General features: G+C 57.4%; 21 protein-coding genes. 17 read left to right on the top strand and 4 right to left on the bottom strand.

Annotated elements, in window-relative coordinates; genetic code table 11:
• Positions 1-8 precede the first annotated feature (8 nt).
• The 7 genes from lepA (at position 9) to acpS (ending at position 6,473) form a co-directional block, all read left to right on the top strand.
• On the top strand, positions 9-1,808 hold the full coding sequence (gene lepA, locus BFV67_RS16590) for a translation elongation factor 4 (RefSeq protein ID WP_008502183.1): 1,800 nt from the start codon (positions 9-11) through the stop codon (positions 1,806-1,808).
• 15 nt (positions 1,809-1,823) lie between these two features.
• Entirely contained in the window at positions 1,824-2,798 is a 975-nt protein-coding gene (lepB, locus tag BFV67_RS16585; protein ID WP_069598682.1) for a signal peptidase I, read from the top strand.
• Between the two features lie 222 nt (positions 2,799-3,020).
• Complete coding sequence (rnc, locus tag BFV67_RS16580) at positions 3,021-3,701, top strand: ribonuclease III (RefSeq protein ID WP_003860711.1); 681 nt, start codon at positions 3,021-3,023, stop codon at positions 3,699-3,701.
• Positions 3,698-4,603, top strand: a complete 906-nt coding sequence (era, locus tag BFV67_RS16575; protein ID WP_008502181.1) for a GTPase Era — start codon at positions 3,698-3,700, stop codon at positions 4,601-4,603. The genes rnc and era overlap by 4 nt, the downstream gene beginning before the upstream one ends.
• Positions 4,604-4,620: 17 nt before the next feature.
• Complete coding sequence (gene recO, locus BFV67_RS16570) at positions 4,621-5,328, top strand: DNA repair protein RecO (RefSeq protein WP_008502180.1); 708 nt, start codon at positions 4,621-4,623, stop codon at positions 5,326-5,328.
• 33 nt (positions 5,329-5,361) lie between these two features.
• The gene (gene pdxJ, locus BFV67_RS16565; protein ID WP_023325885.1) at positions 5,362-6,093 is read left to right on the top strand and encodes a pyridoxine 5'-phosphate synthase; all 732 of its coding nucleotides are present in this window, start codon (positions 5,362-5,364) and stop codon (positions 6,091-6,093) included.
• Entirely contained in the window at positions 6,093-6,473 is a 381-nt protein-coding gene (gene acpS / locus BFV67_RS16560) for a holo-ACP synthase (protein WP_023294331.1), read from the top strand. The genes pdxJ and acpS overlap by 1 nt, the downstream gene beginning before the upstream one ends.
• Here the strand turns inward: acpS and BFV67_RS16555 are convergent.
• Positions 6,470-6,730 carry a YfhL family 4Fe-4S dicluster ferredoxin gene (locus tag BFV67_RS16555; protein ID WP_008502177.1) on the bottom strand — a complete coding sequence of 87 codons (261 nt, stop codon included), beginning with the start codon at positions 6,728-6,730 and terminating at the stop codon, positions 6,470-6,472. The two genes, acpS and BFV67_RS16555, sit on opposite strands and share 4 nt — an antisense overlap.
• A gap of 46 nt (positions 6,731-6,776) precedes the next feature.
• Entirely contained in the window at positions 6,777-7,625 is an 849-nt protein-coding gene (locus BFV67_RS16550; protein WP_023294330.1) for a MurR/RpiR family transcriptional regulator, read from the bottom strand.
• A gap of 117 nt (positions 7,626-7,742) precedes the next feature.
• On the opposite strand from BFV67_RS16550, the gene murQ reads away from it, so the two are divergent.
• The 4 genes from murQ to tadA are packed head-to-tail and all read left to right on the top strand — an operon-like array spanning position 7,743 to position 11,212.
• Positions 7,743-8,636: an N-acetylmuramic acid 6-phosphate etherase gene (gene murQ / locus BFV67_RS16545; protein WP_045406029.1), complete on the top strand. Its 894-nt coding sequence runs from the start codon at positions 7,743-7,745 to the stop codon at positions 8,634-8,636.
• Between the two features lie 11 nt (positions 8,637-8,647).
• Positions 8,648-10,009 carry a PTS transporter subunit EIIC gene (locus BFV67_RS16540; protein WP_008502174.1) on the top strand — a complete coding sequence of 454 codons (1,362 nt, stop codon included), beginning with the start codon at positions 8,648-8,650 and terminating at the stop codon, positions 10,007-10,009.
• 3 nt (positions 10,010-10,012) lie between these two features.
• Positions 10,013-10,648, top strand: coding sequence for a phosphatidylglycerophosphatase C (gene yfhb, locus BFV67_RS16535; protein WP_021241877.1), 636 nt, complete (start codon positions 10,013-10,015; stop codon positions 10,646-10,648).
• 24 nt (positions 10,649-10,672) lie between these two features.
• Positions 10,673-11,212 carry a tRNA adenosine(34) deaminase TadA gene (gene tadA / locus BFV67_RS16530; RefSeq protein WP_008502172.1) on the top strand — a complete coding sequence of 180 codons (540 nt, stop codon included), beginning with the start codon at positions 10,673-10,675 and terminating at the stop codon, positions 11,210-11,212.
• Here the strand turns inward: tadA and mltF are convergent.
• The gene (gene mltF / locus BFV67_RS16525; protein ID WP_069598681.1) at positions 11,100-12,650 is read right to left on the bottom strand and encodes a membrane-bound lytic murein transglycosylase MltF; all 1,551 of its coding nucleotides are present in this window, start codon (positions 12,648-12,650) and stop codon (positions 11,100-11,102) included. The genes tadA and mltF overlap by 113 nt on opposite strands.
• 267 nt (positions 12,651-12,917) lie before the next feature.
• Here mltF and purL point away from each other — a divergent pair, with 267 nt between their 5' ends.
• From purL to glnB, 5 genes are all read left to right on the top strand, one after another.
• A complete protein-coding gene (gene purL / locus BFV67_RS16520) occupies positions 12,918-16,805 on the top strand; it encodes a phosphoribosylformylglycinamidine synthase (RefSeq protein ID WP_023344698.1) in 3,888 nt (1,295 codons plus the stop codon).
• Between the two features lie 532 nt (positions 16,806-17,337).
• Positions 17,338-18,765 carry a two component system sensor histidine kinase QseE/GlrK gene (gene qseE, locus BFV67_RS16515; RefSeq protein WP_021241873.1) on the top strand — a complete coding sequence of 476 codons (1,428 nt, stop codon included), beginning with the start codon at positions 17,338-17,340 and terminating at the stop codon, positions 18,763-18,765.
• A gap of 1 nt (position 18,766) precedes the next feature.
• Positions 18,767-19,504, top strand: coding sequence for a two-component system QseEF-associated lipoprotein QseG (gene qseG / locus BFV67_RS16510; RefSeq protein WP_032675345.1), 738 nt, complete (start codon positions 18,767-18,769; stop codon positions 19,502-19,504).
• Complete coding sequence (glrR, locus tag BFV67_RS16505; RefSeq protein ID WP_021241871.1) at positions 19,491-20,828, top strand: two-component system response regulator GlrR; 1,338 nt, start codon at positions 19,491-19,493, stop codon at positions 20,826-20,828. Before qseG ends, glrR begins: the two co-directional genes overlap by 14 nt.
• A gap of 80 nt (positions 20,829-20,908) precedes the next feature.
• Entirely contained in the window at positions 20,909-21,247 is a 339-nt protein-coding gene (gene glnB / locus BFV67_RS16500) for a nitrogen regulatory protein P-II (protein ID WP_003860685.1), read from the top strand.
• An 80-nt stretch (positions 21,248-21,327) separates the two neighbouring features.
• Here the strand turns inward: glnB and hmpA are convergent, their stop codons facing one another.
• On the bottom strand, positions 21,328-22,518 hold the full coding sequence (gene hmpA / locus BFV67_RS16495) for an NO-inducible flavohemoprotein (protein WP_069598680.1): 1,191 nt from the start codon (positions 22,516-22,518) through the stop codon (positions 21,328-21,330).
• Between the two features lie 304 nt (positions 22,519-22,822).
• Here hmpA and glyA point away from each other — a divergent pair, with 304 nt between their 5' ends.
• Positions 22,823-24,076 (top strand): serine hydroxymethyltransferase, encoded by a 1,254-nt coding sequence (glyA, locus tag BFV67_RS16490; protein ID WP_008502165.1) that lies wholly within the window; start codon positions 22,823-22,825, stop codon positions 24,074-24,076.
• Positions 24,077-24,078 lie beyond the last annotated feature (2 nt).

Genomic DNA, 24,078 nt, shown 5'->3' with positions numbered 1-24,078 from the left:
TTAACTATATGAAGAACATACGTAACTTTTCGATCATTGCTCACATTGACCACGGTAAGTCGACGCTGTCTGACCGTATTATCCAGATTTGCGGTGGCCTGTCTGATCGTGAAATGGAAGCCCAGGTTCTGGACTCCATGGACCTGGAACGCGAACGCGGTATCACCATCAAGGCGCAGAGCGTCACGCTGGATTACAAGGCGGCTGATGGCGAAACCTATCAGCTGAACTTTATCGACACCCCAGGCCACGTTGACTTCTCCTATGAGGTTTCACGCTCGCTCGCGGCCTGTGAAGGCGCGCTGCTGGTAGTCGATGCCGGGCAGGGCGTAGAAGCCCAGACCCTGGCAAACTGCTACACTGCGATGGAAATGGATCTCGAAGTTGTGCCGGTTCTGAACAAGATTGACCTGCCAGCCGCCGATCCTGAGCGTGTCGCGGAAGAGATTGAAGATATTGTCGGTATTGACGCGACCGATGCCGTGCGCTGCTCTGCGAAAACCGGCGTCGGCGTGACCGACGTTCTGGAACGTCTGGTACGTGATATTCCGGCCCCGGAAGGCGATCCGGATGCCCCGCTGCAGGCGCTGATTATCGACTCCTGGTTCGATAACTATCTGGGCGTTGTCTCCCTGGTGCGTATCAAAAACGGCACTATGCGCAAAGGCGACAAAATCAAGGTTATGAGTACCGGACAGGTCTATAACGCCGACCGTCTGGGTATCTTCACGCCAAAACAGGTTGACCGTACCGAGCTGACATGCGGCGAGGTAGGCTGGCTGGTGTGCGCCATCAAAGACATCCTCGGTGCGCCGGTGGGCGATACCCTGACAGGTGCGCGTAACCCGGCAGAAAAAGCGCTGCCAGGCTTTAAAAAGGTGAAACCGCAGGTTTACGCGGGCCTGTTCCCGGTCAGCTCTGACGACTACGAAAACTTCCGTGATGCGCTTGGCAAGCTGAGCCTGAACGATGCCTCCCTGTTCTACGAGCCAGAAAGCTCAACGGCGCTGGGCTTCGGCTTCCGCTGCGGCTTCCTCGGCCTGCTGCACATGGAGATCATTCAGGAACGTCTGGAGCGTGAATACGATCTGGACCTCATCACCACCGCGCCGACGGTAGTGTATGAAGTTGAAACCACCTCGAAAGAAGTGATCTACGTCGACAGCCCGTCCAAGCTGCCGCCGCTGAACAATATTCACGAGCTGCGTGAGCCTATTGCCGAATGTCACATGCTGCTGCCGCAGGAATTCCTCGGTAACGTCATTACGCTGTGTATTGAGAAGCGCGGCGTGCAGACCAACATGGTTTACCACGGTAACCAGGTCGCACTGACCTACGAAATCCCGATGGCGGAAGTGGTACTCGACTTCTTCGACCGTCTGAAGTCCACCTCCCGTGGCTATGCGTCACTGGATTACAACTTCAAACGCTTCCAGGCCTCCAACATGGTGCGTGTGGACGTGCTGATCAACGGCGAGCGTGTGGATGCGCTGGCGCTGATCACCCACAACGACAATGCGCCATACCGTGGCCGCGAGCTGGTTGAGAAGATGAAAGATCTGATCCCGCGTCAGCAGTTCGATATCGCGATTCAGGCGGCCATTGGCAACCACATTATCGCGCGTTCTACCGTGAAACAGCTGCGTAAAAACGTTCTGGCGAAGTGCTATGGCGGTGACGTCAGCCGTAAGAAAAAGCTGCTGCAGAAGCAGAAAGAAGGTAAGAAGCGTATGAAGCAGGTCGGTAACGTCGAGCTGCCGCAGGAAGCATTCCTTGCCATCCTTCATGTTGGTAAAGACGGCAAATAACCCTAAGGAGTTGGCATGGCGAACATGTTTGCCCTGATCCTGGTCATTGCTACCCTGGTGACAGGTCTGCTGTGGTGTCTGGATAAGTTTATCTTCGCCCCAAAACGTCGTGAACGTCAGGCTGCCGCACAGGTAGCCACTGGCGATGGTATTGACGCGAAAACCCTGAAGAAAGTCGGTCCGAAACCGGGCTGGCTGGAAACGGGCGCCTCGGTGTTTCCGGTGCTGGCGATTGTGCTGGTGGTACGTTCGTTTATTTACGAACCGTTCCAGATCCCATCAGGTTCAATGATGCCAACGCTGCTGATTGGTGATTTTATTCTGGTAGAGAAGTTTGCCTACGGCATTAAAGATCCGATCTACCAGAAAACGCTGATCGAGACCGGTCATCCGAAACGTGGCGACATCGTGGTGTTCAAATATCCGGAAGATCCGCGCCTGGACTACATCAAGCGCGCGGTAGGTCTGCCGGGTGACAAAGTGACTTACGATCCGGTTTCGAAAGAAGTCACCGTTCAGCCAGGCTGCAGCTCCGGTACTGCATGTGAAAACGCGCTGCCAATCACTTACTCGAACGTTGAGCCAAGTGATTTTGTGCAGACCTTTGCCCGTCACAACGGCGGCGAAGCGAGCAGCGGATTCTTCCAGGTACCGAAAGGCGAAACCAAAGATAACGGTATTCGTCTGGTTGAGCGCAAAGAGACGCTGGGTGACGTGACGCACCGGATCCTCACCGTGCCAATCGCGCAGGATCAAGTCGGTATGTACTATCGTCAGCCGGGCCAGCAGCTGGCAAGCTGGATTGTACCGCCAGGCCATTACTTCATGATGGGTGACAACCGCGATAATTCTGCGGACAGCCGTTACTGGGGCTTTGTGCCGGAAGCGAATCTGGTCGGTAAAGCGACCGCAATCTGGATGAGTTTTGAGAAGCAGGAAGGCGAATGGCCGACCGGCGTACGCCTGAATCGTATTGGCGGAATCCATTAATTCTCACTAAATGAACGTGTAGCCGCGAATTAACGCGGCTACATGAATTATTTCACCGATAAATCTCTTCGAACTAACGACATCCCCTGTCGTTGTGTATAGAATATTCCCCCGAAGTTTAAGGTTGGCCCTGCAAGGGTGCCACGGCACACGAAACCGCGTTGGTTTTCTCAGGTCGGTTTCGTGTGCTGCATTTTTGACGCATTCATTTATTGGTATCGCATGAACCCCATCGTAATTAATCGGCTTCAACGGAAGCTGGGCTACACTTTTCATCATCAGGAGTTGTTGCAACAGGCATTAACCCACCGCAGTGCCAGCAGCAAACATAATGAGCGTCTCGAGTTTTTAGGCGACTCTATTTTAAGTTTCGTGATTGCGAATGCGCTTTATCATCGTTTCCCGCGCGTGGATGAAGGTGATATGAGCCGCATGCGTGCCACGCTGGTTCGGGGTAATACCCTTGCGGAAATCGCGCGCGAATTTGAGCTGGGCGAATGTCTGCGTCTTGGGCCGGGTGAACTGAAAAGCGGCGGCTTCCGTCGTGAATCTATTCTTGCCGATACGGTCGAAGCATTAATTGGTGGTGTGTTCCTGGACAGCGATATCCAGACCGTCGAAAAGCTGATCCTGAACTGGTATCAGACCCGTCTGGACGAAATCAGCCCGGGCGATAAACAAAAAGATCCCAAAACGCGTCTGCAGGAATATTTGCAGGGCCGTCATCTGCCGCTGCCATCTTATCTGGTGGTGCAGGTTCGTGGCGAAGCGCACGATCAGGAATTTACCATCCATTGCCAGGTCAGTGGCCTGAGTGAACCGGTGGTGGGCACAGGTTCAAGCCGTCGTAAGGCTGAACAGGCTGCCGCCGAACAGGCGTTAAAAATGCTGGAGCTGGAATGAGCGAAGAAAAGACCTATTGCGGATTTATTGCCATCGTCGGACGTCCGAACGTCGGCAAATCCACCCTGTTGAATAATCTGCTTGGGCAGAAGATTTCTATCACCTCGCGTAAGGCACAGACCACGCGTCACCGCATCGTCGGTATCCATACTGAAGGCGCGTATCAGGCGATCTACGTCGATACCCCGGGCCTGCACATGGAAGAGAAGCGTGCCATCAACCGTCTGATGAACAAGGCGGCGAGCAGCTCAATTGGCGACGTGGAGCTGGTGATTTTCGTTGTGGAAGGCACCCGCTGGACACCGGACGACGAGATGGTGCTGAACAAGCTGCGCGACGGCAAAACGCCGGTCATCCTCGCCGTTAACAAAGTGGACAACGTGCAGGAAAAGGCCGATCTGCTGCCGCATCTGCAGTGGCTCGGTAGCCAGATGAACTTCCTCGACATCGTTCCGCTGTCTGCGGAGACGGGTCTGAACGTGGATACTATCGCGGGCATCGTGCGCAAACATCTGCCGGAAGCGATTCATCACTTCCCGGAAGAGTACATCACCGATCGCTCTCAGCGCTTTATGGCGTCTGAAATCATCCGTGAAAAGCTGATGCGTTTCCTGGGCGCTGAACTGCCGTACTCTGTGACGGTGGAGATCGAGCGTTTCCAGAGCAACGAGCGTGGCGGCTACGACATCAACGGCCTGATCCTCGTTGAGCGTGAAGGGCAGAAGAAGATGGTGATCGGCAATAAAGGCGCCAAGATCAAAACCATCGGCATCGAAGCCCGTAAGGACATGCAGGAGATGTTCGAAGCGCCGGTTCACCTTGAACTGTGGGTGAAAGTGAAATCTGGCTGGGCCGATGATGAGCGTGCTCTGCGCAGCCTCGGTTACGGCGAAGACCAGTAACACAAGACGACGAGCATATGGATGGATGGCAGCGCGCCTTTGTCCTGCATAGTCGTCCCTGGAGCGAAACCAGCCTGATGCTGGACGTCTTCACGGAAGAGTCTGGCCGCGTGCGCCTTGTTGCAAAAGGCGCACGTTCCAAACGTTCTAATCTGAAAGGTGCCCTACAGCCTTTCACGCCACTGCTGGTCCGCTTTGGTGGACGAGGGGAAGTTAAAACCCTGCGCAGCGCCGAAGCCGTCTCCCTGGCGCTTCCTCTCTCGGGCATCACGCTCTACAGCGGCCTGTATGTCAATGAACTCATCTCACGCGTTCTTGAACATGAGACGCGCTTCTCTGAACTTTTCTTTGATTATCTGCACTGTATCCAGGCGCTGGCTGGCGCAACCGGCACGCCCGAGCCTGCGCTGCGGCGTTTTGAACTGGCGCTGCTGGGCCATCTTGGGTACGGGGTCGATTTTCTGCACTGTGCGGGCAGCGGTGACGAAGTGGAAGACACCATGACCTACCGCTACCGCGAAGAAAAAGGCTTCATTGCCAGCGTCGTGATCGACAACAGCACCTTTACCGGGCGTCAGCTCCGGGCGCTTTATGAGCGAGAGTTTCCCGATCAGGATACCCTGCGCGCAGCAAAACGCTTTACCCGGATTGCCCTCAAGCCGTATCTTGGCGGCAAGCCCTTAAAGAGCCGCGAATTATTCAGGCAGTTTGTGCCGAAACGTTAGACCACAGAATCGAAAAGAAAACCGAGGATTGTCATGGCTGAATTACTGTTAGGCGTCAACATCGATCATATCGCCACGCTGCGTAATGCGCGCGGCACGGCGTATCCCGATCCGGTTCAGGCGGCGTTTATCGCTGAACAGGCTGGCGCCGACGGCATTACCGTTCACCTGCGTGAAGACCGTCGCCACATCACTGACCGCGACGTTCGCATTCTGCGCCAGACGCTGGACACCCGTATGAATCTGGAGATGGCGGTCACCGAAGAGATGCTCGCCATTGCCTGCGAGACCCAGCCGCACTTCTGCTGCCTGGTGCCGGAAAAACGCCAGGAAGTCACGACCGAAGGCGGTCTGGACGTGGCCGGCCAGCTCGACAAAATGCGCGATGCCTGCAAGCGCCTGGCTGATGCCGGTATCCTGGTTTCGCTGTTTATTGACGCCGACTTCACCCAGATTAAAGCGGCAGCCGACGTGGGCGCGCCGTATATCGAAATTCACACCGGCTGCTATGCCGATGCCAAAAACGATGCCGAGCAGGCGAAAGAGCTGGAGCGTATTGCTAAAGCGGCCACCTACGCGGCGAGCCTGGGTCTGAAGGTCAATGCCGGTCACGGCCTGACCTACCATAACGTGAAGGCGATTGCCGCCATCCCGGAAATGCACGAGCTGAACATCGGTCACGCGATCGTTGGGCGCGCGGTGATGAGCGGCCTGAAAGAGGCGGTCGCAGAAATGAAACGCCTGATGCTGGAAGCGCGTCAGTAATGGCCATTCTGGGCTTAGGCACCGATATCGTTGAAATAGCCCGCATTGAAGCGGTGATCGCCCGCAGCGGCGATCGCCTCGCAAGGCGCGTGCTGAGCGATAACGAATGGGCCATCTGGGAAGCGCATCAGCAGCCGGTGCGTTTTCTGGCGAAGCGTTTTGCGGTAAAAGAGGCGGCCGCCAAAGCCTTCGGGACCGGCATTCGTAACGGTCTGGCGTTCAACCAGTTTGAAGTGTTTAACGATGAGCTGGGTAAGCCAAGCCTGCGCTTATGGGGCGAGGCGCAAAAGCTGGCCGAGAAGCTGGGCGTGAATCACATGCACGTGACGATCGCGGATGAGCGTCACTATGCCAGCGCTACGGTGATCATCGAAAGTTAAAGTTTGTCCGCGTGGTGCATCAGGACAAACTTATCCCACAGCTGCTCTTCGCTCTCGACGTGTGCCGGATCCTTCAGGATGGTATTGGGGATCGGGCACACTTTCTGACAGGTCGGTGTCTCATAGTGGCCGATGCATTCGGTGCAGCGGTCGCTGTTAATCTCATAAATGCTGTCGCCCATCGAAATGGCCTGGTTCGGGCATTCGGGCTCGCACATATCGCAATTAATGCATTTTTTGGTAATTAACAGCGCCATCAGGAAATTCTCAGAAACAACACAAACTGGGCGGGCATTATACGCGTCAAACCAGTTTCTTTACCAGTTCTTCGCTGTGGCGAATGCGCTCGGGCGCACGCTCCAGATCCTGCTGCACCAGTGCCATAAACAGCAGGTCCGTCAGCATCATTTGTGCGCTGGTGGACGAGATAGCCGCGCTGCGCGTGGCCTGTTCCTCGGCAATGGTATATAAACAGCGCGTGGCCCGCTGCTGTAGGGCATTCGGCGTAAAACCGGTGATCGCCAGAATTTTACCGCCGACGCGCAGGACTTCGTCGGTGGCCATGTTGATCTCGCGGCGCTCGCCGGAATAGGAGATCGCCAGCAGCAGATCGTCAGGATCCATCGCCTGTACGGTCGCCAGCAGGGCGTGCATATCCTGCTCGACGATGGCGTTAAGGCCAATTTTTGTCAGCTTCCAGCCAAAGTTACGCGCCACAAGTCCGGACGCGCCGATGCCGGTCAGAACGATCCGCCGCGCGCCGCGCAGCATCGCCACGCTCTCCAGCAGCTTCTCTTCCGTATTCACATCGAGCGTCGCATGCATGGCCGCCACGTTCTCTTTGATCAGCTTTTCGCCGACCAGCCGCATCGGATCGTCTCCGCGGATCTGATTATGCACCGGCATGGACTGCGGGTTAGGGTTACTGACCAGCGCTTCACTGATCGCCAGCTTGAGGGCGGGGAATCCCTTAAAGCCAATCTTCTGCGCAAATTTCACCACGCTGGACTGGCTCACCCCGGCTTCACTCGCCAGCTGCTGCGAGCTGAGATGGCGCGCGTGGTCGGGTTGAGAAAGCAGAAAATCCGCCAGCTTCTTGTCGCTTTGGGCAAAGCCTGCGTAGCGCTGGCGAATGCGAATTAAACAGTTCATACGGTCTCCTGGCGAAAATGTGATTATCTGCGCAAATACGGATTTTGCTCGCCTGAATGAATTTTATATTCCATTATAGTGTGATTAATATGAATTAAAAATTCTTGAGGTACAAAAATGAATCTTGGCTCACTTGTTTCTGAAACACGTAACCCGCAAACCATGGATCTGGATGCGCTCTCCACCCTGGAGCTGGTTAACCGCTTTAATCAACAGGATACGCTGGTCGCGCAGGCAGTGAAAGAGACATTACCCGAGGTGGCGAAAGCGGTCGATGCGGCTGCGGACGCCCTCAAGGCCGGTGGACGCATTATTTACATGGGGGCGGGGACCAGCGGGCGTTTAGGGGTCCTGGACGCGTCAGAATGTCCGCCAACCTTTGGGGTCCCGCATGGACTGGTAGTTGGGCTGATCGCCGGTGGCCCCGGTGCGCTGCTGAAAGCCGTTGAAGGGGCGGAAGACAACAAACAGCTGGGCGAGGATGACCTGAAGGATCTTAATCTGACCGCGAAGGATCTGGTGGTCGGGCTGGCGGCATCCGGGCGTACGCCGTACGTGATTGGCGGGCTGGAATACGCCAACCAGACCGGCTGCACGACGGTCGCCATCTCCTGCAACCCTGGCTCACCGATTGCGCAGGTGGCCGCTATTGCTATCTCGCCAGTTGTCGGGCCGGAAGCGCTCACCGGCTCCACGCGCCTGAAATCCGGGACCGCGCAAAAGCTGGTGCTCAATATGATCTCCACCGGCGCGATGGTGAAGTTCGGCAAGGTGTATCAGAACCTGATGGTGGATATGCAGGCCACCAACGTCAAGCTGGTGGACAGAGCCTGCCGCATGGTGATGGAGGCGACGGGCGCTGGCCGCGAAGAGGCGGAAGCGGTACTCAAACAGACCGATCACGATGTTAAACCGGCCATTTTGATGATCTTAAGCGGGCTGGATGCGGCGGCCGCAAGAGCCAAACTCGATGCGCATAACGGTTTCTTACGGGCGGCATTAGAACACTAACAGAGGCGTGTATGGACAAAACAGCAGCGCTCGCCAGCGGCATCCTGCAGGGGATTGGTGGGGAACAAAATATTCAGCGTCTCGAAAACTGCATGACGCGCGTGCGCGTCGAGGTGCATGACGACGACCAGCTTGACGTGCCGCGTCTGAAGCAGCTTTCCGGCGTCAGCGGCTACGTGAAGCAGGGGCAGCAGCACCAGCTGATCGTCGGCCCAGGGAAAGCGGCGCAGGTTGTCGATGCCATGCGCGCGCTGATGGGCGTGAGTGCGAGCGTATCGATTGACGATGCTGAGCGCACCAAAGCCCAGGCAAAGGCGAAATACAAAGCCCCCATGAGCGATGCGCTGCGACAGCTGGCAAACGTCTTTATTCCGCTGATCCCGGCGTTTATTGCCTCAGGCCTGATCACCGGGATCATCAATATCCTCAAGCGCCCGGATATTGTGGGGGATTTCGCCACGCAGTATCCGAACCTGCTGGGAATTCTCGGGATCTTCGGCAGCGCGGTGTTCGCCATCATGAACATTCTGGTCGGGGTGAATACCGCGAAGGTGTTTGGCGGATCGCTGGCGATGGGCGGGGTGATGGCGGGCATCTTGTCCAGCCCGCAGCTGGCGCAAATTACGCTGTTTGGTGAGGCGCTTCAGCCGGGCCGCGGCGGGGTGATCGCGGTGCTGCTGGTGGTCATCCTGATGTGCTGGATCGAGAAAAGGCTGCGCGCGGTTTTGCCAGGCTCCATCGAGCTGATTCTCAACCCGCTGCTGACCACGCTGATTACCGGTAGCGTAGCGATTGTCGCCCTCCAGCCGTTAGGCGGGTGGATCTCTGAGGCCATCGCCCACGGTGCCTCTCTGGCGATTGACCGCGGCGGCCTGTTAGTGGGCGCGGTGCTGTCGGGTACTTTCCTGCCGCTGGTGCTGACCGGCCTGCATCAGGGGCTGGTACCGATCCACGTCGAGCTGGTGCAGGCGCACGGCTATAACGCGCTGCTGCCTATCTTGTCGATGGCGGGTGTAGGGCAGGTCGGTGCGGCAATTGCGGTACTGATGAAAACCCGCAACGCGCGTCTGAAAAAAATGATTAAAGGCGCACTCCCGGTCGGACTGCTCGGCATTGGCGAGCCGCTGATTTTCGGCGTTACGCTGCCGCTGGGTAAACCGTTCCTCGCGGCCTGTCTGGGCGGCGCGGTAGGCGGGGCGCTGATTAGCTACTGGAAAGTTGCCACCGTCATCACCTTTGGTCTCTCGGGGTTACCGCTGGCATTAACCATCGTGACCGGAAAAGTGGTGCTCTATCTGTTAGGCTATTTAGTAGCGGTGATCGCCGGGTTCCTGTTTACCTGGCTGTTAGGTTTCAACGACCCAGAGGAGTAAGGTTTGGCAAATCACGGGCGTCGCGTTGTCTTTTTCGACCTGGATGGCACGCTGCATCAGCAGGATATGTTTGGTACGTTTATGCGTTACCTGCTGCGGCGTCAGCCTCTGAATGCGCTGCTCGTGCTACCGCTCTTACCGGTTATTGGGATCGCGCTGCTGGTGAAGGGCCGTGCGGCGCGATGGCCAATGAGCCTGCTGCTGTGGGGATGTACGTTTGGGCACAGCGAAGCGCGCCTCAAACAGCTCGAGCAGGATTTTGCGCAGTGGTTCCGCGGCCACGTTGCCGCGTTCCCGGTGGTGCAGGCGCGCCTGACCGGCTATCTCGACGCGAACGATGCCGACATCTGGCTGATTACCGGCTCCCCGCAGACGCTGGTGGAGCAGGTCTACTTTGATACCCCCTGGCTACCGCGCGTGAATCTTATCGCCACGCAAATTGCCCGCGGCTACGGCGGTTGGGTGCTGACGATGCGCTGCCTGGGGCATGAAAAAGTGGTCCAGCTGGAAAAACGTATCGGCACGCCACTGCGCCTGTACAGCGGCTACAGCGACAGCAAGCAGGACAACCCGCTGCTCTATTTTTGCCAGCACCGCTGGCGCGTCACGCCATCAGGTGAACTTCAGCAACTCGAATAGTCTTATCCATAAGGGGTGTGTATAATGCCGCCCGCTTTTCGACTGGAGTATCAACCGTTGTCCAACCCTGAATTCTCACATGAATACTGGATGCGCCACGCGCTAACGCTCGCTCAGCGTGCCTGGGACGAGGGCGAAGTGCCCGTGGGCGCCGTGCTGGTCCACAATAACCAGGTGATTGGTGAAGGGTGGAACCGCCCCATTGGCCGCCACGATCCGACGGCGCACGCCGAAATCATGGCGCTTCGTCAGGGCGGTCTGGTGCTGCAAAACTATCGCCTGCTTGATACCACGCTGTATGTGACGCTGGAGCCCTGCGTAATGTGCTCCGGGGCGATGGTGCACAGCCGGATCGGAACTCTGGTCTTCGGTGCGCGGGATGAAAAAACCGGTGCGGCCGGTTCGCTGATGGACGTGCTGGGTCACCCAGGGATGAACCACCAGGTGAAGACTATCGGCGGGGTGCTTGCACCAGAGTGTTCGGGGCTATTAAGCGATTTCTTTCGAATGCGCCGTCAGCAGAAAAAGCAGCAAAAGGCAGAATTGAAGCCGACGGACGGTTAAGCTCGTCCGGCGCCACGACAGGGTAGCTTTGGGCCAGCCGTTTGGCCTCTGTCGCCTCTTTCTCTTTCTCCAGCAGATAACCGACCAGGCTAATCTGATATTTACGGATATTTTCCACGTAGGCGTAGGCTTCATGCCCGCGCGCGTAGCCGTACGTCAGCTTGTTATACCATGGCTTCTGGCTAAGCAGCGGCAGGCGCTGCTTTACGTCTGACCAGCTGTCCGGGTTGCCTTTCGTTTTGGCCGTCAGCGCTCGCGCATCCAGCATATGCGCATAGCCCATATTGTAGGCCGCCAGCGCGAACCAGATCCGCTCCTCTTCCGGCACCGTTTCCGGGACTTTGGCCATCATATCCTGCAGGTAGCGCGCGCCGCCGCTGATGCTCTGTTCCGCATCGGTACGGTCATTGACGCCCAGGCTCAGCGCGGTATTTTTGGTTAACATCATCAAACCACGTACACCAGTCGGAGACGTGGCCTGGGTATCCCAGTGGGATTCCTGATAAGAAATAGCCGCCAGCAGTTTCCAGTCAATTTCCTGGGCGTATTTTTCGAACAGCGGCTGCAGGTCCGGCAGGACGCTGTCTACCGCACGCAGGAAGCTGCGGGTGTCAACGTAGTCAAAGTCATCACCATGCCCGAGGTACTTCTCCTCCAGGCGCGCCAGCGTACCGTCTTCATTCATGGTGTTGAAGAAATCGAGCATCGCGGCAGAGAGGGTCTGATCGTCATCGAGCTGAGTAAACCAGGTCACAGGCTGCTCGTCGGTGACGTCCAGCGCCACGGCGATTTCAGGATGCACCCGCTGGAACAGGCTGATCGCGACCGAATCGGCGATAGTGTAGGGGACTTTCTGATCTTTTACCTGGTCCAGCAGCTCCGTCGTGCCGAGTTTCGCATCCACCGTCCAGCTCAGGTCCGGATATTTCTTCTCCTTGAGCTCGCGCAGATCGTCAATTACCACGTGACCGGGGGCAATCGTCAGCTGCCGATCGTTAATCGACGCCAGCGAGCGCGGGCGCAGGCTCCCGACGCGATAAACCAGCTGCTGCGAAACGGAGTAGTAGGTCGGGCCCGGCTGATAGTTTTTGCTGCGCTCGCTGTTATACACCAGCCCGGCGGCCAGCATATCGGCATCGTCGTTATCGAGGTCGTCAAACAGCTGGTTGATATTCTGGCGGACGGTGATTTTTAGCTTCACGCCAAGATAATCGGCGAACTGCTGTGCCAGTTCATAATCCAGCCCAATGATTTTGCCGTTGATGTCGCTGTAAATCAGCGGAGAGTTGAGGGTACTGACGCGCAATTCCCCCCGCTCCTGAATGGCGGCGATACGGTTTTCGGCTTTGCCGATCCAGGGGATGGAAGGCCAGAGGGCCACTGCCAACAGCAACGTTACAATGCCGATGAGCAGATAATTAATCTTTAATTTTTTCAATTAGTTAATTCTCTGCGACGCCGGTTGCCTCAGTCTGCTGTAGCCATGTTAACAATAAGGTTTGCCATTGAATGAGCGGCATTTTGCGTAAACTTGCGCCACTTGGCAACCAATTAGAGAGACAGGTCACATCTATTGTTAAATCTCTTTGCCAATTTTATTTCGACGCAAACGGTTTCGTCGGCGCTCAGGATTCTCTATAATGACGCCCGTTTTCCCCCCTTGCGCACACTGTAAGCGCCCCGGCGCTTCGAAGACGAGAGACTTATGATGGAAATTCTGCGTGGTTCGCCTGCACTGTCTGCCTTCCGTATTACCAAACTGCTGGCACGTTTTCAGGCGGCCGACCTTCCGGTAAGCAATATTTACGCTGAGTATGTCCATTTTGCTGACCTGAATGCCCCCCTGAATGCAGAGGAGCGCGTACAGCTGGAACGCCTGCTCAAGTATGGCCCAAGCCTCAGCAGCCATACGCCAACCGGCAAACTGATCCTTGCGACGCCGCGTCCGGGCACCATCTCCCCCTGGTCTTCCAAAGCCACCGACATCGCCCACAACTGTGGCCTGAGCCAGATTAACCGTCTGGAGCGCGGCGTAGCGTACTACGTGGAAGCCTCTACCCTGAGCGACGCGCAGTGGGAGGCGGTTGCGGCTGAACTGCACGACCGCATGATGGAGAGCGTATTTGCCTCTCTTGATGACGCGCAGAAGCTTTTCTCCCACCATCAGCCTGCGCCGGTACAGAGCGTGGACCTGCTGGGGCAGGGCCGTCAGGCGCTGATTGACGCCAACCTGCGTCTTGGCCTGGCGCTGGCAGAAGACGAAATCGACTACCTGCAGGATGCGTTCGTTAAGCTCAACCGTAACCCGAACGACATTGAACTCTACATGTTCGCGCAGGCGAACTCGGAGCACTGCCGCCACAAGATTTTCAATGCCGACTGGATTATTGACGGCGAACAGCAGCCAAAGTCGCTGTTCAAAATGATCAAAAATACCATGGAGCAAACCCCTGACCACGTGCTGTCTGCCTATAAAGACAACGCCGCGGTGATGGAAGGTTCTGAGGTGGGCCGCTTCTTCGCCGATCGCGAAGCAGGGCGCTATGACTTCCATCAGGAGCCCGCGCATATCCTGATGAAGGTTGAAACCCACAACCACCCGACCGCGATCTCCCCGTGGCCGGGTGCGGCGACCGGCTCCGGCGGTGAAATCCGTGACGAAGGGGCGACCGGTCGTGGTGCAAAACCAAAAGCGGGTCTGGTCGGTTTCTCCGTCTCCAACTTGCGTATCCCGGGCTTTGAACAGCCGTGGGAAGAAGATTTCGGCAAGCCGGAGCGCATCGTGACCGCGCTGGATATCATGACCGAAGGCCCGCTGGGCGGCGCGGCGTTTAACAACGAATTTGGTCGTCCGGCGCTGAACGGTTACTTCCGTACCTATGAAGAGAAAGTGGACAGCCACAACGGCGAAGAGCTGCGCGGCTACCACAAACCGATCATGCTGGCGGGCGGGATCGGCAACATCCGTGCCGATCACGTGCAGAAAGGCGAGATCGTCGTCGGCGCGAAGCTGATCGTGCTCGGCGGCCCGGCAATGAACATCGGTCTGGGCGGCGGTGCGGCCTCGTCTATGGCCTCCGGCCAGTCTGATGCGGATCTCGACTTCGCGTCCGTGCAGCGTGACAACCCGGAGATGGAGCGTCGCTGTCAGGAAGTGATCGACCGCTGCTGGCAGCTGGGCGATGCTAACCCGATCCTCTTCATCCATGATGTCGGCGCGGGCGGTCTGTCCAACGCCATGCCGGAGCTGGTGAGCGACGGCGGCCGCGGTGGCCGTTTCAACCTGCGCGACATCCTGAGCGATGAGCCTGGCATGAGCCCGCTGGAAATCTGGTGTAACGAATCCCAGGAGCGCTACGTGCTGGCCGTTGCGGCGGATCAGCTGCCGCTGTTTGACGAGCTGTGCCGCCGCGAGCGCGCGCCGTATGCCGTCATCGGTGAAGCGACCGAAGAGCAGCACCTGACTCTGAGCGACACCCATTTCGACAACCAGCCGATCGATCTGCCGCTCGACGTCCTGCTCGGTAAAACGCCGAAGATGACCCGCGACGTGCAGACCCGTAAAGCGGCGGGCAAAGCGCTGGATCGCCAGGGCATTACCGTAGCTGAAGCCGTTAATCGCGTGCTGCACCTGCCAGCTGTGGCGGAGAAAACCTTCCTGGTGACCATCGGCGACCGTACCGTGACCGGTATGGTATCCCGTGACCAGATGGTCGGCCCGTGGCAGATCCCGGTGGCGAACTGCGCCGTGACCACCGCGAGCCTCGACAGCTACTACGGCGAAGCGATGGCGCTGGGTGAACGCACCCCGGTCGCGCTGCTGGACTTCGCGGCCTCTGCCCGTCTGGCCGTCGGTGAAGCGCTGACCAACATCGCCGCGACGCAGATTGGCGATATCAAACGTATTAAGCTCTCCGCAAACTGGATGGCCGCTGCCGGTCACCCAGGCGAAGACGCGGGCCTGTATGAAGCCGTGAAGGCGGTGGGTGAGGAGCTGTGTCCTGCCCTCGGCCTGACCATTCCGGTGGGCAAAGACTCCATGTCGATGAAAACCCGCTGGCAGGAAGGCAACGAGCAGCGCGAGATGACCTCTCCGCTGTCGCTGGTGATCACCGCGTTTGCCCGCGTGGAAGACGTGCGTCACACCGTTACGCCGCAGCTGGTGACCGAAGATAACGCCCTGCTGCTGATTGACCTGGGTAAAGGCCACAACGCGCTGGGCGCCACCGCGCTGGCGCAGGTTTACCGTCAGCTCGGCGATAAGCCAGCCGACGTGCGCGACGTGGCGCAGCTGAAAGGCTTCTACGACGCGATTCAGGCGCTGGTGGCGCAGCGTAAGCTGCTGGCCTACCACGACCGTTCCGACGGCGGCCTGCTGGTGACCCTGGCAGAGATGGCCTTCACCGGCCACTGCGGCGTGGAAGCGAACATTGCGACGCTTGGCGAAGACCGTCTGGCTGCGCTGTTTAACGAAGAGCTGGGCGCCGTGATTCAGGTGCGTGCGGCGGATCGCGATGCGGTTGAAGCGATTCTGGCGCAGCATGGCCTGGCTGACTGCGTGCACTATCTGGGTAAAGCCGTTCAGGGCGACCGCTTCGTCATTGAAGCTGACGGTCACGCCGTGTTCAGCGAAAGCCGCACCACGCTGCGCATGTGGTGGGCGGAAACCACCTGGCAGATGCAGCGCCTGCGTGATAACCCGGAATGTGCCGATCAGGAGCACAACGCGAAGGCCAATGACCAGGATCCTGGCCTGAACGTGAAGCTCTCCTTCGACATCAACGAAGACATCGCTGCGCCGTACATTGCGACCGGTGCGCGTCCGAAAGTGGCCGTGCTGCGCGAGCAGGGCGTTAACTCCCACGTTGAGATGGCGGCTGCCTTCCACCGCGCGGGCTTTGACGCTATCGACGTCCACATGAGCGATCTGCTGGCCGGACGTACCGGTCTGGAAGATTTCCAGGCGCTGGTGGCGTGCGGCGGCTTCTCCTACGGCGACGTGCTGGGCGCGGGCGAGGGCTGGGCGAAGTCCATTCTGTTCAACAGCCGCGTACGCGACGAGTTCGAAACCTTCTTCCACCGTCCGCAGACGCTGGCGCTGGGCGTGTGTAACGGCTGCCAGATGATGTCTAACCTGCGCGAGCTGATCCCCGGCAGCGAAGCCTGGCCGCGCTTTGTGCGTAACCAGTCTGACCGCTTCGAAGCGCGCTTCAGCCTGGTGGAAGTGACCCAGAGCCCGTCTCTGCTGCTGCAGGGTATGGTCGGTTCACAGATGCCAATCGCCGTTTCCCACGGTGAAGGTCAGGTAGAGGTGCGTGATGCTGCGCATCTGGCTCAGCTGGAGAGCAAAGGTCTGGTGGCGCTGCGCTTTGTCGATAACTTCGGCAAGGTGACAGAAACCTATCCGGCTAACCCGAACGGTTCGGTGAACGGTATTACCGCGGTAACCAGCGAAAGCGGTCGTGCAACCATCATGATGCCGCATCCGGAACGTGTGTTCCGTACCGTGAGCAACTCCTGGCACCCGGAAAACTGGGGCGAGGACAGCCCGTGGATGCGCATCTTCCGCAACGCCCGTAAACAGCTGGGTTAAGTTTCAGCATCCTGACTGTAGGCCCGGTAGGCGCGAGCGCCACCGGGCTTTTTTGTCTCTGTCGCAAAATCGCGACAACCCTCTGGTTTGGGTGTCTCCAAAAGGAGACATTTAACCTATTGATTTATATACTGTAGAAAAGGTTCCCGTTAAGGTGTTGCTGAACAGCGACACTTAGCCTGGAAATCATTCAACCGATAATGAACGGGTTAAGCGACTAAAAATCATATATTTCAATGTGTTAATATTTTGTTTTGCATTTTGGCATGGGTGTTGCATAATATTAACCAGTGGCTCATTCACCTTCTTATGTCAGCCCCTTCGGGACGTGCTACATAAACTTCGAATGACGCACAAAAAGGTGCCTGCCGTCCAACTACTGATCATAGCGATGCTTTATCAGGCCAGGGCGAAACGTCGAGTTAGGCACCGCCTCATTCCATGACAAAGCCGGGTTTTTACCCGGCTTTGTTGTATCTGAAGGGCAGACTCAGTTACGCTCTGCGTATATCCCCATTAAGAGAGTAATGCGTTGAAACGCTGGCCCGTTTTTCCCCGTTCCCTGCGACAGCTCGTGATGATGGCCTTCCTGCTGATCCTGCTGCCGTTGCTGATCCTTGCCTGGCAGGCCTGGCAAAGCCTGAACGCGTTGAGCGCCCAGGCGGCACTGACGAACCGCACGACGCTTATTGACGCAAGACGCAGTGAAGCCATGACCAACGCCGCGCTTGAGATGGAGCGTAGCTATCGTCAGTACTGCGTGCTTGACGATCGCACGCTGGAAAAGGTGTACCAGAGTCAGCGCAAGCGCTACAGCGAAATGCTGGACGCCCACGCCGGCGTATTGCCTGACGACAAGCTGTATCAGGCGTTACGTCAGGATCTGAACGATCTTGCGCAGCTGCAGTGCCACAACAGTGGACCCGATGCTGCCGCCGCCGCGCGCCTGGAAGCCTTCGCCAACGCCAATACCGAGATGGTGCAGTCAACCCGCACGGTAATTTTCTCTCGCGGCCAGCAGCTTCAGCAGGAGATTGCCGAGCGCGGCCAGTTCTTCGGCTGGCAGGCGCTGGTGCTGTTCCTCGTGAGCCTCGGGCTGGTGCTGCTCTTTACCCGCATGATCATCGGCCCGGTGAAGGGTATCCAGCGGATGATCAATCGCCTGGGGGAGGGGAAATCGCTCGGGGATACGGTCGCTTTTAAAGGTCCCCGCGAGTTGCGTTCCGTCGGTCAGCGTATCATCTGGCTGTCCGAGCGCCTGGCGTGGCTTGAATCACAGCGTCATCAGTTCCTGCGCCATATCTCCCATGAGCTTAAAACGCCGCTGGCCAGCATGCGCGAAGGGACGGAGCTGCTGGCGGACGAAGTGGCTGGGCCGCTTACGCCCGAACAGAAAGAAATTGTCGAGATCCTGGATAACAGCAGCCGCAATCTGCAGAAGCTGATTGAGCAGCTGCTGGATTACAACCGCAAGCTGGCTGACGGAGCGGTCGTACTGGAAAACGTCGACATTGAACCGCTGGTGGATATGGTGATCTCCGCCCATAGCCTGCCAGCAAGAGCTAAAATGATGCATACCGGTGTAGAGCTGAATGCGCCGACCTGTCTCGCTGAACCCATGCTGTTAATGAGCGTGCTGGATAATCTTTATTCCAATGCGGTGCACTATGGTACTGAATCCGGTAACATTTATATCCGAAGCTATACGAAGGGTTCCCGGGTGTTTATAGACGTCGCTAACACCGGCACCCCGATCCCCGATGACGAAAAAACCATGATCTTCGAGCCCTTTTTCCAGGGGAGTCATCAGCGGAAAGGTGCGGTGAAAGGCAGTGGTCTGGGCTTAAGCATCGCCCGGGACTGCATACGACGCATGCAGGGTGAGCTTAACATCGCCACGGACGAACGTTCGGATGTTTGCTTCCGTATTGAACTGCCCCTGAGCCGGAAAAATCAATAAAATGAATCTATGTCTGGTGAGTATGTCACACGTCTTTTCCCGCGCCGTACGCGCGGTGTTTTCCCGCAGCACGCTTCGCCTGAGCCTGCCCTGTTTATTTCTGGCAGGGTGTGTTTCCCATGTGCCACAAAGTGCGATTAGCGATAAACAAGAAGATAAATGGCCCGATAACCAGCTGGCTGATTTCCTCTCAACCCGCTGTGACGACATCTGGAACCTCTCAGGCCATGACGTCGAAACTAACCCGCTGTTCTGGCTGCGCGGGATAGATTGCGCCCAGCGTCTGGCGCCGGTCGACGCCCGCGCGAAAGCGGCGATGCTGGATGATGACACCTGGCAGGACGCCTTCAAGCGTGGGATTTTACTCGCAGATGCGAAAATCACCCCCGTCGAACGCCGCGCCAACGTGACCCGGCTGGACACCTTTGTCGTCAATCTTCCGGTACAGATCCGCCCGGTATACCAGCTCTGGCGCGAGGGGCAGACGCTACAGCTTCAGCTTTCTGAAGAGCGCTCCCGCTACAGCAAGCTGCAACAGTCAACCGACAGCGAGCTGGATACGCTGCGTCAACAGCAGCAACATTTACGTACCCAGCTGGATACCACGACGCGCAAGCTGGAGAACCTGACCGATATCGAAAGACAGCTCTCGTCGCGTAAATATCAGCCGGGGAGTTCATCCGCTGCGCCGGACAGCGATACGCCGAAACAAGAGGATGTGAAGCATGACGAGCCGTAAACCAGCCCATCTCTTACTGGTGGATGACGATCCCGGGCTGTTAAAGCTGCTGGGGATGCGTCTGGTGAGTGAGGGCTATAGCGTCGTGACCGCGGAAAGCGGGCTGGAGGGGCTGAAAATTCTCAGCCGCGAGAAAATCGATCTGGTGATAAGCGACCTGCGGATGGATGAAATGGACGGCCTGCAGCTGTTCGCGGAGATCCAGAAGCAGCAGCCGGGTATGCCCGTGATTATCCTGACCGCGCACGGGTCGATCCCGGATGCGGTTGCCGCGACGCAGCAGGGGGTGTTCAGCTTCCTGACCAAGCCGGTGGACAAAGATGCACTGTATAAGGCTATCGACAGCGCGCTGGAACATGCCGCTCCGGCGGGGGATGAAGCCTGGCGGGAATCTATCGTCACGCGCAGCCCCGTGATGCTGCGTCTGCTGGAACAGGCGAGGATGGTGGCGCAGTCGGACGTCAGCGTGCTCATCAACGGCCAGAGCGGAACCGGGAAAGAGATCCTCGCGCAGGCAATTCATAACGCCAGCCCGCGCAGCAAGAACGCCTTTATTGCGATTAACTGCGGCGCGCTCCCGGAGCAGCTGCTTGAATCCGAACTGTTTGGTCATGCCCGCGGCGCATTCACCGGTGCGGTAAGCAGCCGTGAAGGGTTGTTCCAGGCGGCGGAAGGCGGCACGCTGTTCCTGGACGAGATTGGCGACATGCCCGCGCCGCTGCAGGTCAAGCTGCTGCGCGTGCTGCAGGAGCGCAAAGTGCGCCCGCTGGGCAGCAACCGCGATATCGATATTAACGTGCGAATTATCTCCGCTACCCACCGCGATCTGCCAAAAGTGATGGCCCGCAACGAGTTCCGCGAAGATCTCTACTACCGCCTGAACGTGGTCAACCTGAAGATCCCGGCGCTGGCCGAACGTGCGGAAGACATCCCGCTGCTGGCGAACCATCTTTTGCGCCAGGCGGCCGATCGCCATAAACCGTTCGTGCGCGCGTTTTCCACCGATGCGATGAAGCGGCTGATGGCCGCAAGCTGGCCGGGTAACGTCCGTCAGCTGGTCAACGTGATTGAGCAGTGCGTGGCGCTGACCTCCTCACCGGTCATCAGCGACGCGCTGGTGGAGCAGGCGCTGGAAGGGGAAAACACGGCCTTGCCGACGTTTGCCGAAGCGCGTAACCAGTTCGAGCTGAACTATCTGCGCAAGCTATTGCAGATCACCAAAGGCAACGTGACCCACGCGGCGCGGATGGCCGGGCGCAACCGCACCGAGTTTTACAAGCTGCTCTCGCGCCACGAGCTCGAAGCAAACGATTTTAAAGAGTAGTACCGCAAAATTTGCCTGAATATGGTACTGTGAGCAATCGATTACGAGGCAGCTTACAGGCAAGAGTTTAAGGACCTACCATGAAAAAGATTGATGCGATTATTAAACCTTTCAAACTGGATGATGTGCGTGAAGCGCTGGCGGAAGTCGGCATCACCGGGATGACCGTGACGGAAGTGAAAGGTTTTGGTCGTCAGAAAGGTCACACCGAGCTTTACCGTGGCGCAGAGTACATGGTCGACTTTCTGCCGAAAGTGAAAATTGAAATCGTGGTCAGCGACGATATCGTCGATACCTGTGTGGACACCATTATCCGCACGGCGCAGACCGGCAAGATTGGCGATGGTAAAATCTTCGTCTTTGACGTGGCGCGCGTGATCCGTATCCGTACCGGCGAAGAAGACGACGCCGCGATTTAACGTTCTTGCCGGGTGGCGCTGCGCTTACCCGGCCTACAAAACTCTTCGTAGGCCCGCGCAAGCGAAGCGCCGCCGGGCGATTACAGCACCTTATGCGGGCCGAAGCACTCGTAATGAATGCTGTCTTTGTTCACGCCCAGCCCCACCAGCTGCTGCGCGGCATACTGCATAAACGCCACCGGCCCGCAGACGTAGAACTGCATGTCCGGCGCGCTAAACGCCCCTTCCATCTGGCTTAAATTCATCAGACCTTCGCTGTCAAAGCGGGCAGCTGCGCGGTCTGCATCCGTCGGCAGGCGATACCAGGTATGCGCGGTGAAACGCGGCAGGGAGGCCCCGAGCGTTTTCACCTCATCCGCAAAGGCGTGCACGTCGCCGTTTTCGGCGGCATGGAACCAGTTAACCTGTGCACCGTGGTGTGATTTTGCCAGCGTATCAAGCATGGCCAGCATCGGCGTCTGGCCGACGCCCGCAGAGATCAGCGTGACCGGCGTATGGGCTTCAACGGCCATAAAGAAGTCGCCCGCTGGCGCGGCCAGATGGACCACGTCGCCCACGTTCGCTTCGTTGTGCAGCCAGCTGGAAACCTGACCGCCGTCCTCACGCTTCACCGCAATGCGGTAGCCTTTACCGTTTGGCTTGCGGGTAAGAGAATACTGGCGGATCTCCTGATGCGGGAAACCTTCAGGCTTCAGCCACACGCCCAGATACTGCCCTGGCTGGTAATCGGCCACCGGTTTACCGTCCACCGGCTCAAACTCGAAGCTGGTGATTAACGCGCTGCGCGGCGTTTTCTCAACGATGCGGAATGCGCGGGTACCTTCCCAGCCGCCGTTCTTGCTGGCGTTTTCGCTGTAAATCTGTGCTTCACGGTTGATAAACACGTTTGCCAGCACCCCGTAGGCTTTACCCCACGCGTCCAGCACCTCCTGACCCGGGCTGAACATTTCGTCCAGCGTCGCCAGCAGGTGAGTGCCGACGATGTTGTACTGCTCGGGTTGGATCTGGAAGCTGGTATGTTTCTGCGCGATTTTTTCCACCGCGGGCAGCAGCGCAGCCAGGTTTTCAATATTGCTGGCGTAAGCCGCGATGGCGTTGAACAGCGCTTCACGCTGATCGCCGTTACGCTGGTTGCTCATGTTGAAAATCTCTTTGAGCTCCGGGTTGTGCGTGAACATGCGGTCGTAGAAATGGGCGGTGAGTTTAGGGCCGGTTTCCACCAGCAGGGGAATAGTGGCTTTTACGGTAGCGATGGTTTGAGCGTCGAGCATGAGCGCGTCCTTCTGATGTTACTTTAATGATGTATTTTAAATGCATCTTATAAAAAATACCCCTGCGTTGTAAATGGTTCTTTGCAAGATGAAAAATATGCATCACAAACCTGAAAAGAAATCCGCTGGAAAGGGCGAGCGCTTTATTCCTCAAACCCTTGCGTGGCGGGTAGGAAAACGTTTGCGTAAAATCGTTTGTCAAGACCTGTTATCACAGAACTAATCAGTTATACTGTTGCCCGTCGTCCAACAGGACTGCCTTTTCAGGCCAAAATTTACTTGTTAGCTGAGTCAGGAGATGCGGATGTTAAAGCGTGAAATGAACATTGCCGATTATGATGCCGAACTGTGGCAGGCTATGGAGCAGGAAAAAGTACGTCAGGAAGAGCACATCGAACTGATCGCCTCCGAAAACTACACCAGCCCGCGCGTGATGCAGGCGCAGGGTTCTCAGCTGACCAACAAATACGCTGAAGGTTACCCGGGCAAACGCTATTACGGCGGTTGCGAGTACGTTGATATCGTTGAGCAGCTGGCTATCGATCGTGCGAAAGAACTTTTTGGCGCTGACTATGCAAACGTCCAGCCGCACTCTGGCTCCCAGGCTAACTTCGCGGTCTACACCGCGCTGCTGCAGCCGGGCGATACCGTTCTGGGTATGAACCTGGCGCAGGGCGGCCACCTGACTCACGGCTCCCCGGTTAACTTCTCCGGCAAACTGTACAACATCATCCCTTACGGTATTGATGAGTCCGGTAAAATTGACTACGAAGACATGGCGAAGCAGGCTAAAGAGCACAAACCGAAGATGATCATCGGTGGCTTCTCTGCTTACTCCGGTATCGTTGACTGGGCAAAAATGCGCGAAATCGCAGACAGCATCGGCGCGTACCTGTTCGTCGACATGGCGCACGTTGCCGGTCTGATTGCCGCAGGCGTTTACCCGAACCCGGTTCCGCATGCGCACGTTGTGACCACCACCACCCACAAAACTCTGGCGGGTCCACGCGGTGGCCTGATCCTGGCGAAAGGCGGTGACGAAGAGCTGTACAAAAAACTGAACTCCGCGGTGTTCCCAAGCGCGCAGGGCGGCCCGCTGATGCACGTTATCGCGGCAAAAGCGGTCGCGCTGAAAGAAGCGATGGAGCCAGAGTTCAAGGTTTACCAGCAGCAGGTTGCTAAGAACGCCAAAGCGATGGTGGAAGTGTTCCTGAACCGTGGCTACAAAGTGGTATCCGGCGGGACTGAAAACCACCTGTTCCTGCTGGATCTGGTTGATAAGAACCTGACCGGTAAAGAAGCTGACGCTGCCCTGGGCCGCGCCAACATCACCGTGAACAAAAACAGCGTGCCAAACGATCCGAAGAGCCCGTTCGTGACCTCCGGTATCCGTATCGGTTCTCCGGCCGTGACCCGCCGCGGCTTCAAAGAAGCGGAAGTGAAAGAGCTGGCTGGCTGGATGTGTGACGTTCTGGACAACATCAATGACGAAGCGGTTATCGAGCGCGTCAAAGGTAAAGTTCTGGATATCTGCGCACGCTTCCCGGTATATGCATAATT

It is taken from the genome of Enterobacter roggenkampii (genome assembly GCF_001729805.1).
Lineage (GTDB): Bacteria > Pseudomonadota > Gammaproteobacteria > Enterobacterales > Enterobacteriaceae > Enterobacter > Enterobacter roggenkampii.
Note: the sequence above shows the minus strand (reverse complement) of the source record. Positions and strands in the feature narration are given on the sequence as shown.

Bases quoted from the DNA above. Each gene is read 5' to 3' on its own strand.
- lepA (WP_008502183.1), top strand. From the start codon at position 9: ATGAAGAACATACGTAACTTTTCGATCATTGCTCACATTGACCACGGT.
- lepB (WP_069598682.1), top strand. From the start codon at position 1,824: ATGGCGAACATGTTTGCCCTGATCCTGGTCATTGCTACCCTGGTGACA.
- rnc (WP_003860711.1), top strand. From the start codon at position 3,021: ATGAACCCCATCGTAATTAATCGGCTTCAACGGAAGCTGGGCTACACT.
- era (WP_008502181.1), top strand. From the start codon at position 3,698: ATGAGCGAAGAAAAGACCTATTGCGGATTTATTGCCATCGTCGGACGT.
- recO (WP_008502180.1), top strand. From the start codon at position 4,621: ATGGATGGATGGCAGCGCGCCTTTGTCCTGCATAGTCGTCCCTGGAGC.
- pdxJ (WP_023325885.1), top strand. From the start codon at position 5,362: ATGGCTGAATTACTGTTAGGCGTCAACATCGATCATATCGCCACGCTG.
- acpS (WP_023294331.1), top strand. From the start codon at position 6,093: ATGGCCATTCTGGGCTTAGGCACCGATATCGTTGAAATAGCCCGCATT.
- BFV67_RS16555 (WP_008502177.1), bottom strand. From the start codon at position 6,730: ATGGCGCTGTTAATTACCAAAAAATGCATTAATTGCGATATGTGCGAG.
- BFV67_RS16550 (WP_023294330.1), bottom strand. From the start codon at position 7,625: ATGAACTGTTTAATTCGCATTCGCCAGCGCTACGCAGGCTTTGCCCAA.
- murQ (WP_045406029.1), top strand. From the start codon at position 7,743: ATGAATCTTGGCTCACTTGTTTCTGAAACACGTAACCCGCAAACCATG.
- BFV67_RS16540 (WP_008502174.1), top strand. From the start codon at position 8,648: ATGGACAAAACAGCAGCGCTCGCCAGCGGCATCCTGCAGGGGATTGGT.
- tadA (WP_008502172.1), top strand. From the start codon at position 10,673: ATGCCGCCCGCTTTTCGACTGGAGTATCAACCGTTGTCCAACCCTGAA.
- purL (WP_023344698.1), top strand. From the start codon at position 12,918: ATGATGGAAATTCTGCGTGGTTCGCCTGCACTGTCTGCCTTCCGTATT.
- qseG (WP_032675345.1), top strand. From the start codon at position 18,767: ATGAATCTATGTCTGGTGAGTATGTCACACGTCTTTTCCCGCGCCGTA.
- glrR (WP_021241871.1), top strand. From the start codon at position 19,491: ATGACGAGCCGTAAACCAGCCCATCTCTTACTGGTGGATGACGATCCC.
- glnB (WP_003860685.1), top strand. From the start codon at position 20,909: ATGAAAAAGATTGATGCGATTATTAAACCTTTCAAACTGGATGATGTG.
- hmpA (WP_069598680.1), bottom strand. From the start codon at position 22,518: ATGCTCGACGCTCAAACCATCGCTACCGTAAAAGCCACTATTCCCCTG.
- glyA (WP_008502165.1), top strand. From the start codon at position 22,823: ATGTTAAAGCGTGAAATGAACATTGCCGATTATGATGCCGAACTGTGG.